Origin of the sequence: Allobaculum sp. JKK-2023, from assembly GCF_034745455.1 — a bacterium.
Lineage (GTDB): Bacteria > Bacillota_I > Bacilli_A > Erysipelotrichales > Erysipelotrichaceae > Allobaculum.
The window spans coordinates 2,605,425-2,621,402 of the sequence record NZ_JAYERV010000003.1; the positions used below are offsets into that span (position 1 = coordinate 2,605,425).

Annotated in this window: 12 protein-coding genes and 1 pseudogene; 5 read left to right on the plus strand and 8 right to left on the minus strand. The window is 45.3% G+C overall.

The features are described from left to right. Positions 1 to 298: 298 nt before the first annotated feature. The 3 genes and pseudogenes from U4956_RS10555 to U4956_RS10565 form a co-directional block, all read right to left on the minus strand. A pseudogene (locus tag U4956_RS10555) lies at positions 299 to 1,040 on the minus strand (carboxymuconolactone decarboxylase family protein). Positions 1,041 to 1,422: 382 nt separating this feature from the next. Then, the gene (locus U4956_RS10560; protein WP_323090637.1) at positions 1,423 to 2,919 is read right to left on the minus strand and encodes a glycoside hydrolase family 1 protein; all 1,497 of its coding nucleotides are present in this window, start codon (positions 2,917 to 2,919) and stop codon (positions 1,423 to 1,425) included. Between the two features lie 280 nt (positions 2,920 to 3,199). After that, a complete protein-coding gene (locus U4956_RS10565; RefSeq protein ID WP_323090640.1) occupies positions 3,200 to 3,985 on the minus strand; it encodes a glucose PTS transporter subunit IIA in 786 nt (261 codons plus the stop codon). 119 nt (positions 3,986 to 4,104) lie between these two features. On the opposite strand from U4956_RS10565, the gene U4956_RS10570 reads away from it, so the two are divergent. Together U4956_RS10570 and U4956_RS10575 are read left to right on the plus strand one after the other, a co-directional pair. Then, a complete protein-coding gene (locus tag U4956_RS10570; protein WP_323090641.1) occupies positions 4,105 to 4,404 on the plus strand; it encodes an excisionase family DNA-binding protein in 300 nt (99 codons plus the stop codon). Beyond that, positions 4,350 to 4,697, plus strand: a complete 348-nt coding sequence (locus U4956_RS10575) for an IS607 family transposase (protein ID WP_323091495.1) — start codon at positions 4,350 to 4,352, stop codon at positions 4,695 to 4,697. Before U4956_RS10570 ends, U4956_RS10575 begins: the two co-directional genes overlap by 55 nt. A 210-nt stretch (positions 4,698 to 4,907) precedes the next feature. Here U4956_RS10575 and U4956_RS10580 read toward each other — a convergent pair whose 3' ends face one another. Next, complete coding sequence (locus tag U4956_RS10580) at positions 4,908 to 6,329, minus strand: IS110 family transposase (RefSeq protein WP_323090642.1); 1,422 nt, start codon at positions 6,327 to 6,329, stop codon at positions 4,908 to 4,910. 367 nt (positions 6,330 to 6,696) lie between these two features. On the opposite strand from U4956_RS10580, the gene U4956_RS10585 reads away from it, so the two are divergent. Further along, positions 6,697 to 8,433, plus strand: coding sequence for a zinc ribbon domain-containing protein (locus tag U4956_RS10585; RefSeq protein WP_323090644.1), 1,737 nt, complete (start codon positions 6,697 to 6,699; stop codon positions 8,431 to 8,433). Between the two features lie 361 nt (positions 8,434 to 8,794). On the opposite strand, the gene U4956_RS10590 is transcribed toward U4956_RS10585, so the two are convergent. The 3 genes from U4956_RS10590 to U4956_RS10600 all read right to left on the minus strand — a co-directional run bounded on the left by U4956_RS10590 (position 8,795) and on the right by U4956_RS10600 (position 10,915). Next, the gene (locus U4956_RS10590; protein WP_323090645.1) at positions 8,795 to 9,889 is read right to left on the minus strand and encodes a PTS transporter subunit EIIC; all 1,095 of its coding nucleotides are present in this window, start codon (positions 9,887 to 9,889) and stop codon (positions 8,795 to 8,797) included. Between the two features lie 128 nt (positions 9,890 to 10,017). Next, complete coding sequence (locus U4956_RS10595; protein ID WP_323090647.1) at positions 10,018 to 10,707, minus strand: SIS domain-containing protein; 690 nt, start codon at positions 10,705 to 10,707, stop codon at positions 10,018 to 10,020. Next, the gene (locus U4956_RS10600) at positions 10,643 to 10,915 is read right to left on the minus strand and encodes a hypothetical protein (RefSeq protein ID WP_323088065.1); all 273 of its coding nucleotides are present in this window, start codon (positions 10,913 to 10,915) and stop codon (positions 10,643 to 10,645) included. Before U4956_RS10600 ends, U4956_RS10595 begins: the two co-directional genes overlap by 65 nt. A 193-nt stretch (positions 10,916 to 11,108) precedes the next feature. Between U4956_RS10600 and U4956_RS10605 the strand changes: the two genes are divergently transcribed. Next, the gene (locus U4956_RS10605; RefSeq protein WP_323090649.1) at positions 11,109 to 12,875 is read left to right on the plus strand and encodes an ABC-F family ATP-binding cassette domain-containing protein; all 1,767 of its coding nucleotides are present in this window, start codon (positions 11,109 to 11,111) and stop codon (positions 12,873 to 12,875) included. A gap of 480 nt (positions 12,876 to 13,355) precedes the next feature. Then, positions 13,356 to 13,937 carry a PTS glucose transporter subunit IIA gene (locus tag U4956_RS10610; RefSeq protein WP_323090651.1) on the plus strand — a complete coding sequence of 194 codons (582 nt, stop codon included), beginning with the start codon at positions 13,356 to 13,358 and terminating at the stop codon, positions 13,935 to 13,937. Between the two features lie 91 nt (positions 13,938 to 14,028). Here U4956_RS10610 and U4956_RS10615 read toward each other — a convergent pair whose 3' ends face one another. Then, positions 14,029 to 15,873: an IS1634 family transposase gene (locus tag U4956_RS10615; protein ID WP_323088213.1), complete on the minus strand. Its 1,845-nt coding sequence runs from the start codon at positions 15,871 to 15,873 to the stop codon at positions 14,029 to 14,031. Between the last annotated feature and the right edge of the window lie 105 nt (positions 15,874 to 15,978).

Sequence of the window (15,978 nt, forward strand, 5' to 3'; positions counted from 1 at the left end):
GTTCTGGATTTTCTGACCTGAAAAAGGGATGCAGGCGGAAGATCTTGCCTCGTGCAAAATTCCAGCCTCATTCCATCGTTTCAATGTAAAAAGCAGAAAAAGTGAAGCCACAGCTGACCTATCATGATCAGCAGCGGCTTCGCTTTTTTCTGGACTCAATCCAGGAATCTGGATTTTTTTTCTTTCAATCGATTTGAATCTTATCTCATGGAAAAAATAGAGGCGAAGTTTGTCGGATTGAAAGTCTGGCAAATTGCAGGCGGAAGCCAAGGTTTTAGAGAAGAGTCTGAAATCCGGTTTATTCAACAGCTTCCAGCCATGTTGTTGAGGCGTTTTTTCCTGGCAGATTGATGGAAAGGTGAGAGAACCAGTGGTTGTCATCTGCGCCATGCCAGTGTTTCGCGTTGGCTGGAATGCGGATTACCGATCCCGCTTCCATCAAAACCGGCTGTTGTTCCCATTGCTGGTACCAGCCTCGGCCGCCGGTGCAGACCAGAACCTGACCACCGCCCTGATCAGCCTGATGAATATGCCAGTGGTTTTTGCAGCCTGGTTCAAAGGTGATGTGGTTGATTCCATCAGCAGCGGGCGCACTGTAGCTCTTGCCTTCAAAGTAGGGAGCAAATTTTACGTTTTCTTCACCAATCTCGTAAGCAATGGAAGCCTGGTATTCTTCTTTGGTCTGCAGGGAACTGGAATAAACTTCTTTCGCCAGACGGAAGGCCGCCCACGCCTTTGGCCAGCCAGTATACATCGCCGTATGCGTAATGGCACCGCTCATTTCATCAGCGGTCACCCCCCTGTTTTTTTGCATTCTGAATATGGTGGGCCAGAGAACTGTCCGTGATGCCCTGACTGGTTAAGGCGCAGACGGTTAACAGACCTCTGGTTTTTACGTCGAGGGATGGGTCGTTCCAGACTTCCCCAAACAGAACGTCATCGTTAAGGTGAGCAAAGAGAGGGGCAAATTCAGAAAGCTGTCTGTGTCCGGTGGTATTGGTAATTGTGGTTCTTACGCAAACAGTGTGTTTAGCTATCATCACTATTATCAACGATAACAATTGCCGCTAAGTCCGATAACCCAAAATGCGATAGGCAAACTCATCTCGAATTAGGTATTGTTATTGAATCAACAATATGAATGATGCAAGCTTATTCATTCGCCAGAATCATTAGTGTTAAAAACTACATTTGCGTAAGATCCGTAATTGTTTCCTGGGATTTCATACTTTTTTCCTTTCAATTCGATTTGTTCGATTTGTTCGAACTGTTTAAAGAAGTTGGCGGGCAATCTTTTGCCTGAAAAACGCGCGTGATAGTCTTTGGGTTTCTATCCTTGTGTGGGTTGTTATTTTTTCTGCTTTTGACTTTTTTGTTTATTCAGAACTGTCGATTGTCTTAAATTTCTGTCGGGCTGAATTTCTATTGCTCTAAGGCAGCCTGGCCATTGCTTTCAATGACCTGCTTGTACCAGTAGAAACTGTCTTTTTTATGGCGGGAGAGATCTCCGGAACCATCGTTTTGCTTGTTGACATAGACCATGCCATAACGTTTGTCCATCTCACCGGTAGAGGCACTGACAAGATCCGTACAGCCCCAGACGGTGTAGCCCATCAGCTCAACGCCATCTTCAACAGCTTCATGCATAGCCTGAATGTGACGCTTCATATAATCGATGCGATAGCTGTCATGAATGCTGCCATCTTCTTCCATCGTATCTTCGGCGCCCAGACCATTTTCCACGATAAATAAAGGCTTCTGATAACGATCGTAGAGCTCGTTGAGGTACCATTTCAGACCATTCGGATCAATGGTCCAGCCCCATTGGCTCGATTTGAGGTAAGGATTTCCGGGACCGCGCATCATGTTGCCGCTGGCGATGGGCACATCTGGATTATCGGTTGCGGTTGTACTGGAGTAGTAGCTGAAGGAGACAAAATCAACCGTTCCTTCTTCGAGGATTTTCTTGTCTTCGTCACTGACTTCAACATAGACCTTATCTTCTTTCCAGATCTGCGGCGCAAAGGCTGGATATCGGCCGCGGACCTGAACGTCGCCGACGTAGTAGTTGGCTTTGCGCATCACTTTCTGCGCTTTGAGGACATCTTTTGGATCACAGGAATAGGGATAGGCAACCCGACCGAGAATCATGCAGCCAACCTGATTTTCAGGGTTGATTTCATGGGCGAGTTTTACGGCCAGCGCACTGGCAATCAGCTGATGATGAACGGCATTATAACGAAGCTGCGGATTGTCCCAGCTTTCATCGACTTGAACTGCGGTTCCCACAGCCGTTTTTTCACCTTCTGGAACAATGCCGCCACCGTTGATGTTGCCATAAACGCCCATGAACAGAATGTTCAGTTCATTGAAAGTCAGCCACAGTCTGACTTCGTTTTTGTATTCTTCAAAAACAGTTTTGCAGTAGCGAAGGAAAGATTCAATCGGCTCACGGGTAGACCAGCCGCGCGTTTTGGATGCCAGCTTGTAGGGCATTTCGTAATGGCTGAGAGTGACGAGCGGTTCAATTCCATATTTCTGAAGTTCATGGAAAACGTTGTGGTAAAAAGCAATGCCTTCAGGATCCGGTTTTTCTTCAAATCCGGTTGGAAACAGGCGGGCCCAGTTGATGGACATGCGGAAAACTTTAAAGCCCATCTCGGCATACAGAGCAATGTCTTCTTTATAGCGATGGAAGAAATCGACAGCTGTGTGGCTCGGATAATACAGATCCGGATCCACGGTCCGGGTGATGTAACGTGGCGCAGTTCTGGATCCACCGGTCATCATGTCCGGTACGGAAAGACCGCGGCGGTGACCTTCCAGGCCGCCTTCAAACTGATGAGCGCTTGTGGTTCCGCCCCATAAAAAATCGGGCGAAAATACACTGGCTGCAGGATTTGGTGTGGTGAAATTCATAGACTGTCCTCACTTTCTAAAAATGGCCGAAAGCAAAGAAGGCTTTGGCTTTGTTGATCTGGCAAAGAGATTTATAGCTTGGAGGAAATGCCACTTCAGTCAGATTCTGGGATTTTGAATCTGACTGGGGCATGAGATTGTGTTTTATTGATACGTTCGAATTCGTTCTTATTTGAATTCGTTCTTAGGGGTGTTCATTCAGTTGCTTTCTGTCTTTTTTGAAGGCTGAATGATGAAGACAGAGCGCGTATGGGCGCATGAAATTGTCAGCAGACTGCTTTCAGACCAGGATCAGCTGTTCCGGGTTGTCCAGATCGAGAGTGACTTCACTGTAAGCAGCTGTATTGGTCAAGATGACGTTGACAATTGGGCTGTATCCGGCCTTTTCAATTTCCTCGATGTCGAAGCGGAGCAATGGCTGGCCGGTCTGGAAGGTTTGATTGTTTTCGACAAGGACTTCAAAGCCTTTGCCTTCCATATAGACGGTGTCGATGCCGATGTGGATCAGAACCTCACGGCCATCATCGGAAACAAGACCGATGGCATGGCGGGTTGGGGCGATCATCATGACCTGTCCCTTAAATGGGGCAGTGATCAGACCGGTTTCAGGGATGATGCCGAAGGTTTCGCCCATCAGGCCGGTCGAGAAGGTTGGATCTGGAATTTCGCTTTTATCGATTCGTTGACCTGTGCAGACATTGACAAATTCGCCTGGACGACTTGTGGAGCGGATTGGATCTTTGACTGGTGCAGGGGTTTGGCTGGCAGCACTTGGTGTGGCAACTTTTTTGCTTTGGTGAACCCAGACTTTCTGGAGAATTACGACCGCAATTGCGGTAACAACGATATCAATCGCCAGCGCAATGATGATGTTGTAGAAGTACTGCATGGATCCATCCCCGATATACATCACAACGGCCGGAAGTCCGGAAGAGCCAGTGGCAAAGCGGTGAGTATGCGTTAATCCGGCATATAACCCGCCGGCAGCGCCGCCGATCATGCCCGCAAACAGTGGATGTTTTTCAGGCAGGTTAATTCCGTAAATCGCAGGTTCAGTTGTGCCCATCAGGCCGGTAATTCCCGAGGAAATACCAATTTGACGGATTTTAACAGTTGGTTATATTGGGTTTTTAAGGAAAAAGCAGTCCATAATGAATATAGATGCGTTATTATAAATCCATGAGAATGAAGGTGTCACAAGCCTGCAAATACCTTGGGGTTGCCAGGCACACCTTATACAAAATGATTGAAGATGGAATGCCTGCCCATCGCTCTATTGGCGGACACTACATGTTTGACCAGGAAGAAATGGATCAATACATTGGCAAAGCTCCTGCTCTTCCTGAACGAATGGCCGTTGGCTATTGCCGGGTTTCAACCAAAATGAGAAAAGATGACCTTGAAGACAAGCAGATGTGGCTGAAATCTATATGCAAAAGCAAGGCTGGAAATATCAAATCATTGAAGATACTGGATCTGGGATGAACTATAAAAAGCCGGGGCTTTTAAAACTGATCGATCTTTTACTGGATCGAAAGATCAGCCATATTGTCATTACCCACAAAGACAGGCTTCTTCGTTTTGGCTTTGAGTTGATTGAATACATTGCCAAAAAGATGGATACAGAAATCGTAGTTCTTAACCAGGGCGAAGAAAGAAACAGCGCCCAGGAATTAACAAATGACTTGATTGCGATCATTACTGTATTTTCAGGACGGCTGTATGGCTCCAGAAGTAACAAGAACAAAAAATCATTGAGGAAAGTAAACGGCTGTTGAAAGCCTAACTATTAAATGTCAAGTGTAAATGCAGAGTAATCAGAAAGAAATCAGTTTTGCCATATGCAGGTACATTTGCCTTGATAGAGAAGGCAATATCTGGATTACGTTTATGTTTTTTGGTAAAAATGGGCACACTAAAAAGAACTTTACAGAAGCAAAATTTCTGAAAGCGGTTTCACGTGCTTGCTGTCAGGAAACAGTCGTGATTCAGACGGATTCCATTGTGGTTTGGGAGCTGTACCTCACCGTATAAACAAACGGATGAATATCTCCAAATTCATCTTCATAGTGATAAACAGCCCTCAAATTCTGCTCTGGAATCTCAGTGGTAATGTTTTGGGAGAACGTTATTCGGGTCTCTTCCGTCAGCTTTAATAGATCTTTGAAATTGATTACGAAATACTCTTTTTCATTTTTCAAAATGGAATAGATATACCGCAAAAGTTTATTGGCGACGGCGACCAGTGCAAGGAAGTGCCGTTTCTTCTGTCCTGCTTTAAGCCGCTCAAACAGCCGGGCAAGGACAGGGTTATGCCTCCTGGCAAATTCGGCAGCGATGACGACAGCGTGCCGCAGGTACCTGGAACCATTTCGGGAGATTTGCCCTTCTGTATGGACAGAAGATCCAGAACGCTTATTCACCGGGTCCAGCCCTGCATAAGCAATTAAGGCGTCAGCACTTTTAAACCGTCCAATATCCATTACTTCAGCCAATACGGTAGTGGCTGTTACTGGCCCAAATCCAGGCATGGAGAGCAGGGCCTGATAGCCAGGCAGCTTTTGACCAAGTTCATGCAGTCTGGCCTTAGAAGCCACCAGAGATGCTCGCAGGGCCATGAGGTGTTCTACGAGGTCTCTGATGATTCTGCGATCAGATTCAGTCGGCTCAGTCTGGCTGAGCGAATCCTTGCAGGCTGCAATCAGCTCGTCCACCTTCTTTTGGCCAAAATGGTTCTTGCTTGCCTTCTGAACCAGTTCCAGTAGTTCCAGATTATCGGCGTGGATGATATCATAGGTGCTGGGATATACAGCTAGTACCTTCAGAAACGTCATCCCTGTCCCGAGTACTTTGGTGAGTTCCGGACAGTGAATATCTGCCATACCAATCAGGCGCGTGGATTCTTGAGTTTCCATCTTCTTAACCTGGTGGTAGCGATGAGTTTCAGATTTTACTTCACTGTAATCCCTTTTTTCGTGGACAAATGAAGGACTCACTGTTTTGAAATCGCGTTCATAAGCGATGATCTGGGCAATGGACTGGGCATCAAGCGGATCAGACTTGCTTCGTTGGTGCAGCTTGCACCAGCTGTTAACGTAAGACGGCTTAAGGATCAGGATCTGTTCCTTTTCGCCAGCCAGGGAGGACAGGTAAGTATAGAAGGTGCGGTAGTAAATACCGGTATCTTCCATAGCGTAGACGATTCGGGTACACTGCTCGTCTGTGTAACTTAAGATGGTCCGACGGAAGTCTTCGACTGAAGATTTAGTGAACTCTACCTTGATTCTTTTCCGACGCATCTGGTCCTTTCTGGATCTGTCAGGATAGACCAGAAGAAGAGCTGCATCAGCTTTTCCTTTGGCGATGTCGATGCCGACATAAGCGATACATTCGGGCTTAGCTTTTTTCATATACGGTAACCTCTCGTAATCAGTTTTGAATTGCACCTCTCTATCAAGACAAACGCAGCCTCGCAAATGGGCAGACACTGATGAAATCAGGCTGAAACTAACTTATTCGAGTATTCGGAGAAGTCTTGAACTTGAGGAATAAGGCTTTATTAGGCGGACATTGGCAAGAAGCCGCAAGGAGAATGACGATAACCTTGGTTCAAAACAGGACCATTATCTTAGATAAAGAAAATGAGAGCAACTCGACCAGGAGTCAGGCGAGAATTTCCTTGGGCTAACCCCCATGGGGGTTAGCCCAAGGAAACCCCATCTGTTGGAGACTCACTTGGTTCTGATTACTCTCATACAATACGAGGAGATGGAGCAGATGAGCAAATCGAAGAAAACGATTCAGATGGTTTCAATCAAATTGAATGATGACCAGCAGATGTTCGCCGAGAATTTGTTTACTGCTTACATGGAAACCTATAACCTGCTCTCTCCTATTGCCTGTTCCATCGATTCTTATGGGCGAAGTGCAGAAAAGATCCGGGACGATCTGCGCAAGCAAAAGCAGGTGTTAAAAGACATCACGACTCATGTTGCAAAAGTAACTGGGGTCGCTTTTCCTGATGGAATGCTTCCATCCTGGCTATGGACAATGGCTTTGCATTCTGCAGTAGCGAACCGCAAGTCTATGGATGAAGAAATCTTCAGGCGGATTCAGGAAGAGCTGTACGCAGATTACAAGATGACGACCCATGAAGCGGCAGTTGTTATGTATGTGGCTAAATCTCCCAAAGTCTTCAAGAAGATCCTTCAAAAAAGAATGTTTGAAGTCCCCAAAAAATTTTCAAACAAAGAGATCAATGGCCATCTGCGGCAATGCGATCCTAAGCGGCTCCACAAACTCATTGCCCATGCAGCAAGAAGATACAGGCAATACCTTCGGCCAGTTCATACGAATAAAAATACATGGATGAAGATCGATAAGAATGGATATAGCATCCAGCATAAAAATGGAACGACTTTTATTTCTATGCACAGCTTAGGCAGCCAGAAAGGATTCAAGGTTGAACTGAAAGGAATCTTTTATACAGCCAAAACAGGCAAGACGAGAAGCAATCTTACTGTTGTCTATGACCGGGACAGGAAATGCTTAGTTTTCCAGAGAACGGTTGAAGTCAGAAACCGCCCGAACCAGTCAGAGACAAAGGTTGGGATGGATGCGGGAATCACGTCACTGCTCAGCACTTCCCATGATATGGCTTCTGCTTCTTTAAAAGAAGAAAAGCTTGCCAAGAAGGAAAAAGAACTGAAAGAGAAAAAGAGCAAGGCGGCTCAAACGCTTGACCATACAACCTTCAAGCAGTTCAGCTATTCTGCTTCTGATTTTCTCAGCCAGCGGGGAATCCAGCGCAACCGGATTCGAGACCGCAGGAAAAATGCCTTAAAAGAAGCAGACCAGATCCAGTTTTTGCTTAACGATCCACAATCAAAATGCTCAGAAGACGAGAAAAAGAAACTGGAAGACCAGATCTATGCCCTTAGACGCAAAGCTAAGCGGATTGAGGAAAACAACCGAAGAGGGAACAAACACTTTCGCAGGCAGTCCCAGAGAATCCAGGATCATTTAAAGACAATCACAAATGAAGAGATTGCCTTAGTTCTCAAAGCAGACTCGGATATTGGGCACATCATCATGGAAAACCTGGACATCAAAGGACAGGCAAGCACCTGGTCAAAACTAAACCGCAGGCTGTCAGGCTGGATTTATGGCCTCTTGCAGGAAAGAGTGGAATACAAAGCTGGATTGAAGTCAATTAAAACTTCGTATGTCAACCAGGCTTACAGTTCCCAATACTGCCATATCTGCGGAAGTAAAATCCAAAGAGACAAATCACATTATGAAAATGCGCGTTGTAAGCTGCATGGACAGTTCAATGCAGATATCAACGCCGCCCATAACCTCGTCTGGATGTATGAAAATCATCCTGAAGTCACCAAATGGACTCCAAGAAAAACGGTCCAGCAGTTTTATGAAAAAAGATCTGAATGTTATAACCAGACTGTCTGCAGCCTTATTGCATCATTAAAAGGGTTAAGCAGTGCAAAATCTGCCTAACCCTGCGTAATTAGTTTTTCTGCACAAAGAATACGAACCAAAAACAAGTGCGAACACCAGGCACGAATACATAGAAAAATCCCATATGAGTTTTGAACTCGTATTTGTTTACTCCCCCTGCCGAAGCTGGCGGCGGAACGATCTTCGGATTGTGCCAAAGCCTCAGGGCTGGTCCTGCGTCGGCAAGGGGGATGCGGGATGCCAGTACTGCGATACTGGGCTGTATCCCATAAAATTTGGATTTGGATTCCCTTCGGGGAGTTTTGGTCCTCAAAGCGGGGCTTAGATAAGGATCTTGTATCTTAACCCTTCTCCCGCCGGCTAATGCCGAACACTGTTCGCAGACAGGGATGTAACCGTTTTATCCTATCAGGGATAAAACAACCTCATTTAACGAAGGGGTTCTGTTGTTTTTAGAAGTCAGACCGCTGACCAGAGAAGCCATACCCTGACCGATATTGGCGCAAAGAACACCAGGACCAAAGATTCCATCGTAGCCCATCTGGGACATCTGCATGGTTCCAAGTGGAGCCAGACCATGGTGAAGACTGAAGATAACCAATGGGGAGTAAAGGCCGCCCATTAACATGGCTTCCAGCCATCCTGCTTTTTCAGACAGGAAGCTGAAGATGAAGGTGAAGATATGGCCGACGTAGTCGCCTAACGGGCCAAGAATGGAGAATCCGAGGATACCCATTACGATCAGTTCGATCATCGGAACGACAACCAGGCGGATGGCCTGGGGAACAATTTTGTTCAGGAACTTTTCAAGCGGCGCCTGGACAAGCATCACCAGAACGATTGGAATAACCGATCCGGTATAGCGGACCAGGTAAAGCGGCAGGCCGGCTAAGGTAACAGGCTCGCCTGCTGCAACCAGAGCGGTCCAGTTTGGATGACAGAGGATTCCGGCTGTAACAGCACCAAGAATTGGGTTGGAATTCAGTTTTCTCGCTGTGGTATAGGCCAGAAGAACTGGCATGAAGCTGAAGGTTGCATCCCCGATCAGGTTGAGGATGATATAGAGATTGGATGTGTTATCGATCCAGTGGAAGGCCATCAATAAGGCCAGCAGGGCTTTGACCATGCCCGCCCCAGCAAGAGCAGGGACAATCGGGGAGAAAATACTGGAGATAAAATCAGCAGCGATATCAAAGGCGCTCTTTTTTTCTTTGCCTTGTGTGGATGCGCCAGAATCGGTTTTTGGGGTGATCAGTTTTTCGACTTCTTCATAGACTTCACCGACCTGCATGCCGATGACAACCTGAAACATCCCCCCTTTGTCGACGACCTGAACCACGTCAGGAAGATCTGAAATCTTTTTTGGATCGGCTTTGGACGTGTCTTTCAGTTTGAAACGAAGACGGGTCTGGCAATGGTGGAGTGAGATGATGTTTTCATCTGTGCCTACATACTCCACAATCTTTTTTGCGAGTTCTTGGTACTTAGCAGTCATGGGGTTCTCCTTTGCTTTCTTGTTTTTACACTTTTATTCTAGAAAGCTTCTGGCTGGATTTCAGACCGCTCTGTGCCAGAATCAGGGGGCGATTTGGCCGATGGATGAAACAAAATAAAACGCGAAGATCATTGATCTTCGCGCATGTCAAAATAGTTCGTAAACCGTTTTTCCCAACGTCTGCCCTGCAGGATTCGATGCTCCAGATTAGCCTGATAGCTGCAAGCAAAAACACCCGAAAACAAGTCATTCAACAAAAAGGCGATGGATTCTTCTGTGGCATAGGTTGCAATCTTGGAATACAGTCGTTCGCGGGAGGCGATATCCAAAACGACGGTTGCTTTGTTGCGCACAATGCTGTCGCCAAGACCAGTCAGAGCGATTATTGGGATGCGCTTTTCCAACAGCAGGTCGAGCTTATTGACAGGAAAACGTTCTGGATTGTTTCCAGAATAGGAAATCATGATGCAGACTGTATCTTCGTTCATCGAAGAGACCAAAAGTCCGGTATCAAAATGAGGGAGAATAACATTGTGACCGATTGCCAGCAGTTTGCGGGCAAACAGTTGTGCCTCAAAGAAGTTTGGGGACTGGGCCAGAATGAGCAGTTTTTTCTTGTGGATGATCAGATCCACGGCTTGTTCAAGCTGATCATACTGAAGCAGATCCATGGTTTCCAGAATCGTCTCTGTCATCAGGGTGGCGATCGCTGGAACAATCTGGTTCAGGGTCTCGCCAGGCGAAAATGGATAATTAGCATCCGTAGCGGCATGGTGAATCGTAATGAAATGAGATTCTTCCAGCAGCTGTTCCATCATGCTTCAGCAGCTGTTCCATCATGCTTTTCCAGCCATCAAAGCCTAATGATTTGGCGAAGCGGGAAAGAGTGGATTTGGAAGTGAAGGTTTCATCCACAATCTGCTGCATGGAAAAGTCCTGAAGGCGGGAATGATTGATGATCAGAAATTCGCCGATCGTCCGGGTGGAGCCAGAACTTTTATAGGCGATTTCTTCGATTTTCTGCATAACAAGCATCTTAAGGTCCTCGCTTTCATTTGTTTTTCCTTCATTATAAGAATTCATGCTGCGCATGAAAAACAGTTTCCGGCTGTTTCATCCGCCTGGCTGCAAAGATCCCGGCTTCTATGCGTCTGGCAGTTTGCCGGATAACTTTGAATTCAGGCGTTTTTCGCGCATAATGATTGCTTGAGGTGATTGTATGCTTTTTTCTGCTTCTGGACTCCATCTGGATTATGGTAATGGAGTGATTTTGAATCATGAGTCGTTAGATGCCCGTGAAGGCGAAAAGATCGGTCTGGTGGGAATGAATGGCTGCGGCAAATCGACGCTGTTAAAGGTTCTGGCCGGCATTGAAACCTGTCAGGGCAAGATGATTCGCACCAATGGAATGAAAACCCATATGCTTGCCCAAAGTCCTGTCTTTGAACAGGAAACCATCTGGCAGGAAATGCAGGCCCAGAATCGTGCTTTAAAGGATCCCAGAGAAGAGTATGAACTCAAAGCCATTCTGACCAGACTGGGACTGGATGACTTTGATCAGAAAATTGCTTACTTATCTGGCGGCCAGCAAAAGCGTCTCGCTCTGGCTCTGGCCCTGGCCGATCGTGCTGATCTTTTGCTTCTGGATGAGCCGACCAACCATCTGGATATTGAAATGATCAGCTGGCTCGAAAACTGGCTGTCGCGATCCAAACAGACTGTCATTACAGTTACCCATGACCGCTACTTCCTGGACCGTTCCTGCACTCGGATTCTGGAGCTGGATCATGGAACCTTGTATTCTCATGAAGGCACGTTCTCCGATTACCTGGAAGCCCGTAACCAGCGGATGCAGGAAGATGTGAACCGCGCTCGAAAACGGGAAAACCTGTATCGCAAAGAACTCGAATGGGTTCGTGCCGGTGTGCAGGCCCGTTCAACCAAATCGAAATCCCGTCTGGACCGCTTTGAACAACTGCGCCAAGAGCGCACCCGGATTCAGAATCAGAATATGGAACTGAACTTTGCGGCAGAGCGACTGGGCAAAAAAACGCTGGAATGGCAGAATATCGGGTTTGCTTATCCAGAGGGGGAGCGGTTGTTTTCCGGTTTTTCCTACCACTGTAAACGCACTGACCGCATTGCGTTTGTCGGTTCGAATGGATCTGGCAAGTCGACCTTCCTGAATCTGGTAGCTGGCCTGCTCCAGCCAACACAAGGCGCTTTTGATCTTGGATCAACTGTCAAGATCGGCTATTTCCGCCAGATCATGCCCATTGAAGACCAGTCCAAACGGGTGCTGGACTATATTGAAGAAACGGCGGCGAAAGTGGATACACTCGATGGTACACTGAGTGCTTCCGCCATGCTTGAACGCTTCTTGTTTGATAAAAACAAACAGTATCTGCCAATAGAGCGGCTTTCTGGAGGGGAAAAGCGCCGGCTGTATCTGGTCAAAGTCTTAATGGAAGCTCCTAATGTTCTCTTGTTGGACGAACCGGGCAATGACCTGGATTTAATGACCATGGAAATTCTGGAAGACTATCTGGATAACTTTCCAGGAATTGTTCTGTTTGTATCGCACGACCGCTACTTTATCGATCGCTCGGCAACAGAAGTCTTTGAACTGCAGCCAGATCGCCAATGGCATCGCTATAGTGGCGGATACAGCGATCTTGTGGCAGCCAGAGAAGCCGAAAAAGAAATCCAGAATGCAGATTCCACGCAGCCAAAAGCCAAAGCCGCCCGCACGCGCAAACCTTCTTTATCGTCTAAAGAAAAGAAGGAACTGGAAGATATTCTCGTTCAGCTGGAAACGTTGCAGAAAAAACGTGACGAACTCAATGACCGCCTGGGGCAGCCAGGCAGTTATCAGGAACTTGCCCAAGTTGAAAAAGAGCGCGACCAGACGCAGGAGAAGATCGACGAGATGGAAATGCGCTGGATGGAACTGGAAGAAAAGAAGGAAAAGCTGGCTGCGGCCTGACCTTCGAGAAGGATGGAAACAACGGGAACCAGATCGGAACCGGGAAACTGGAATTGAAAGACTGAAACTCGAAACCGAAAACTGAAATCAGAAGCCATAATCAGAAACCATAATGGGGAAATGTTTCATCTGGTCATTGCGATCAGATTCAAATATTCCCCTTTTTATAATGGAAATTACAGAAAGCTTTTCACAATCCCGGGATCGGTCCTGGCAGACAGATCTCAACTGATAGGATGCTGATCTCAATAGACAGGATGCCAGGATGACAGGATGACAGAAAAACAGCTTTCTGGATCTTTTTTCTGCTCTTCAAAAGCGCGCAGGACGAAAAACAGGAACCAAAGAAAGATTTCAAAAAAGATAATAAAGAATGTACAGAAAGAGTTGTGAAAATCAAAGGATTATTCCAGAAGGATGGCATAAAATCTGTGCTGGAAATCATCCCAAAATTCTGCTGCATTCTAAGGAGGACCAGTAATGGCTGATTTTTTTGATGATGTAAAAAATGACCTGACAAAAGCGTGGGACGATACAAAGGATGTCTTTGAAAAAGCCAAAGACGACTATGAAGCAGCCGAAGAAGCCAATGCGCAGGCTGCCAATGACTATCATGATCTGTTTGCCTGGGCAGACGGAGATCTGCTTGCGTATCCATACCAGGATGAAAATGCTTCGGATAAGGACAAAGCGATGCGCACGCTGATCACTTTGAAAGTCCATGACCAGAACATCGATTCTCCAGTCGATGGCACAGTTGTTTCGGTTGATCCATCGCAGAACATCATTGTTCTTCAGACTCCAATGGGCAACCAGCTTGGTCTGAAAGTCTGCTCACATGCCGTTGATTTTGAAAAAGACGCTAAAATTCTTGTTTCGGCCGGCCAGAAAGTCAGGCAAGGTGATACGCTTGTCCATTTTATCCAGCCGATTGAAGCCAAATCCAAGCTGTTTGCGATTACACCAATTGATCAAGTTCTCTATCGTGAAGGATATAAACCTCGCCAGAGCCTTGGAAAAGTAAGTCAGGGAGAGCCGGTTCTCGCCCGGGCGGCTAAGTAAAGCGGGCAGAACGCTTTTCAATATTTGGCGTCCAAGTAGAATCAGAACTCTCTAGTTTTGCAGTTTTTAGAAGATAAAAAGGCCAAATGGCTTAATTTAAAGCACTTTTGGCCTTTTTTACTTGTGCACGAACTTGCGTAACATTTTTGCCTTTCGAATTTTTCAAAAATTTTTTTAAATTTTGTAGAGTAATCACTTCTCTATCTACATTATAGTTAAAAATATCTATAAGTCTGTCTGTTATTACGTTTCTCTCAAATGATGGCACATAATAATCGTTCTTAAGGCGATGAACATTCATTTGTCGGAGTGTTTTAAAAATTTCAAAGCAGCTATCCATGCTTTCCAGATATTGCTCCAGAATTCTGTAGACTAACAGAGCTATGAAGCAGATTAGCAGGTGTCCTTTGATAGCTTCTTCCCGGCTAACGTAGATTGGTCTGCTTTCAAGTTCTGACTTCATGATCATGAAACTTTCTTCAATCTCCCAACGGCTGTGATTAGCTGCCAGTATTTTATTTACATCATCATATAAAAGATCTGTTGCCACGCAATAAAATCCATCATATTGAGCTTCTTCATCGATTCTTGCCTGGTCCAGTTCATAAATTTCGTGATCTGCAACTTCTCCTTCCTGGGTGACGCTCGTTTCTGAGATGTAATATCGTGGATCACGGTTATTATTACTCTTCTTCACTTTCCCCTGTTTAATCAATTTCCTAGCTCGTTCCAATTTCTTTTCACGTATAAATTCATTATATTTCTTATATTTTGTGTTGTATGTAACGACAATGCGTTCCGTCAGCTTCTCCTTTTTTCCGGTTAACTGAGACTTCTTCTCAGTTTCCATCCAAATCTCTTTATAGAAAGTAAGCCGTTTTGTTTCATATTTAATTCCGTCTATATTAATTGTATCCTTTAAGTTATTAATCGAAAACTCGCCTTTAAAGCCGCTTAACTTCCAGCCGTCTGGCTTCAAAGCCCACTCTTTATAATTATTCCTGAGTTTTTTTATAGACTGAGTGACGATATAGGCTCTGTTTTTCTTTCGGTCGTTATAAATCTTATTTTCAAATCCATTCAGTCCGGCATCTGCACATACGATAAATTTTGAGTCTTTAAAATCGGCGTCAATTTTATCCTCGAGAGTTCTAAGTGAAGCTTGTTCATTCTGATTGCCATCAAAGACGATATCTGCCAGGGGGATTCCCTTTGAATCCATAAAAAGACCGTACTGAACAATCGGATTCGGACGATTTTCCTTACTTTTGCCATACTTTCTGAAATCATCTTCATCTTCTGTCTCGTAATAGAAATTTGTGCAGTCGTAAAAGAGAACGGTGGTATCCCTTTCGCATATTTTTGAACTTTGGTCATAAAGCTTTGACTCAATGAAATATCGTTCTGAAGACAGGATTGGGAGTGATCTATAAATATCATCGAGGGAATAAGTTATCGGGTCGAAGAATTTTTTTACTTCGCGAAATACAGATCGCTTAGATCCCGGGAAAACGACTTGAGCACAAACAAGATCAGAAACAATCCTTTCCAATGGAAATTTAAATTGATATTTGGCTTCTATTTCTTCACAAATTCCTTTTATGGAGAGCATGTGAAGAATTTTATTTGGAAACAAGTATCCCACGTTGTAGATTGGAGCATCCATTGGAATCTTCTTGTTTTCATCGAGAACGACATTAACAAGATTTGACCCAGGTGCTTTTCGTTGATCGTCTTTTTCTTTAGCCAGCTTTTTTAAATGAGCAACAACAACCGAGGGATCATTGGTGTTCAGTTTTTTAAACCAGTAAGTCTGGTTGCCCAGTTTTTCGACAACTTCTGTAGACCGTTTCTTGGTCTCTGGATTTGTGTAGTCTGAGATTATAAAAAACGAAACAGAATTTTTTGATTTAGATTGTTTGAGCCGATACGACATATGATCACCCTATTGCATCATATAGAATTACGAAAAAGTACGCATTTTAAATGACTGAAAATTTGACAACAAAAAAAGTCTGCCGTAACTCGCTACTGCTGACTT

Bases quoted from the DNA above. Each gene is read 5' to 3' on its own strand.
- U4956_RS10560 (WP_323090637.1), bottom strand. From the start codon at position 2,919: ATGAATTTCACCACACCAAATCCTGCAGCCAGTGTATTTTCGCCCGAT.
- U4956_RS10565 (WP_323090640.1), bottom strand. From the start codon at position 3,985: ATGGGCACAACTGAACCTGCGATTTACGGAATTAACCTGCCTGAAAAA.
- U4956_RS10570 (WP_323090641.1), top strand. From the start codon at position 4,105: ATGAAGGTGTCACAAGCCTGCAAATACCTTGGGGTTGCCAGGCACACC.
- U4956_RS10575 (WP_323091495.1), top strand. From the start codon at position 4,350: ATGCAAAAGCAAGGCTGGAAATATCAAATCATTGAAGATACTGGATCT.
- U4956_RS10580 (WP_323090642.1), bottom strand. From the start codon at position 6,329: ATGAAAAAAGCTAAGCCCGAATGTATCGCTTATGTCGGCATCGACATC.
- U4956_RS10585 (WP_323090644.1), top strand. From the start codon at position 6,697: ATGAGCAAATCGAAGAAAACGATTCAGATGGTTTCAATCAAATTGAAT.
- U4956_RS10590 (WP_323090645.1), bottom strand. From the start codon at position 9,889: ATGACTGCTAAGTACCAAGAACTCGCAAAAAAGATTGTGGAGTATGTA.
- U4956_RS10595 (WP_323090647.1), bottom strand. From the start codon at position 10,707: ATGATGGAACAGCTGCTGGAAGAATCTCATTTCATTACGATTCACCAT.
- U4956_RS10600 (WP_323088065.1), bottom strand. From the start codon at position 10,915: ATGCAGAAAATCGAAGAAATCGCCTATAAAAGTTCTGGCTCCACCCGG.
- U4956_RS10605 (WP_323090649.1), top strand. From the start codon at position 11,109: ATGCTTTTTTCTGCTTCTGGACTCCATCTGGATTATGGTAATGGAGTG.
- U4956_RS10610 (WP_323090651.1), top strand. From the start codon at position 13,356: ATGGCTGATTTTTTTGATGATGTAAAAAATGACCTGACAAAAGCGTGG.
- U4956_RS10615 (WP_323088213.1), bottom strand. From the start codon at position 15,873: ATGTCGTATCGGCTCAAACAATCTAAATCAAAAAATTCTGTTTCGTTT.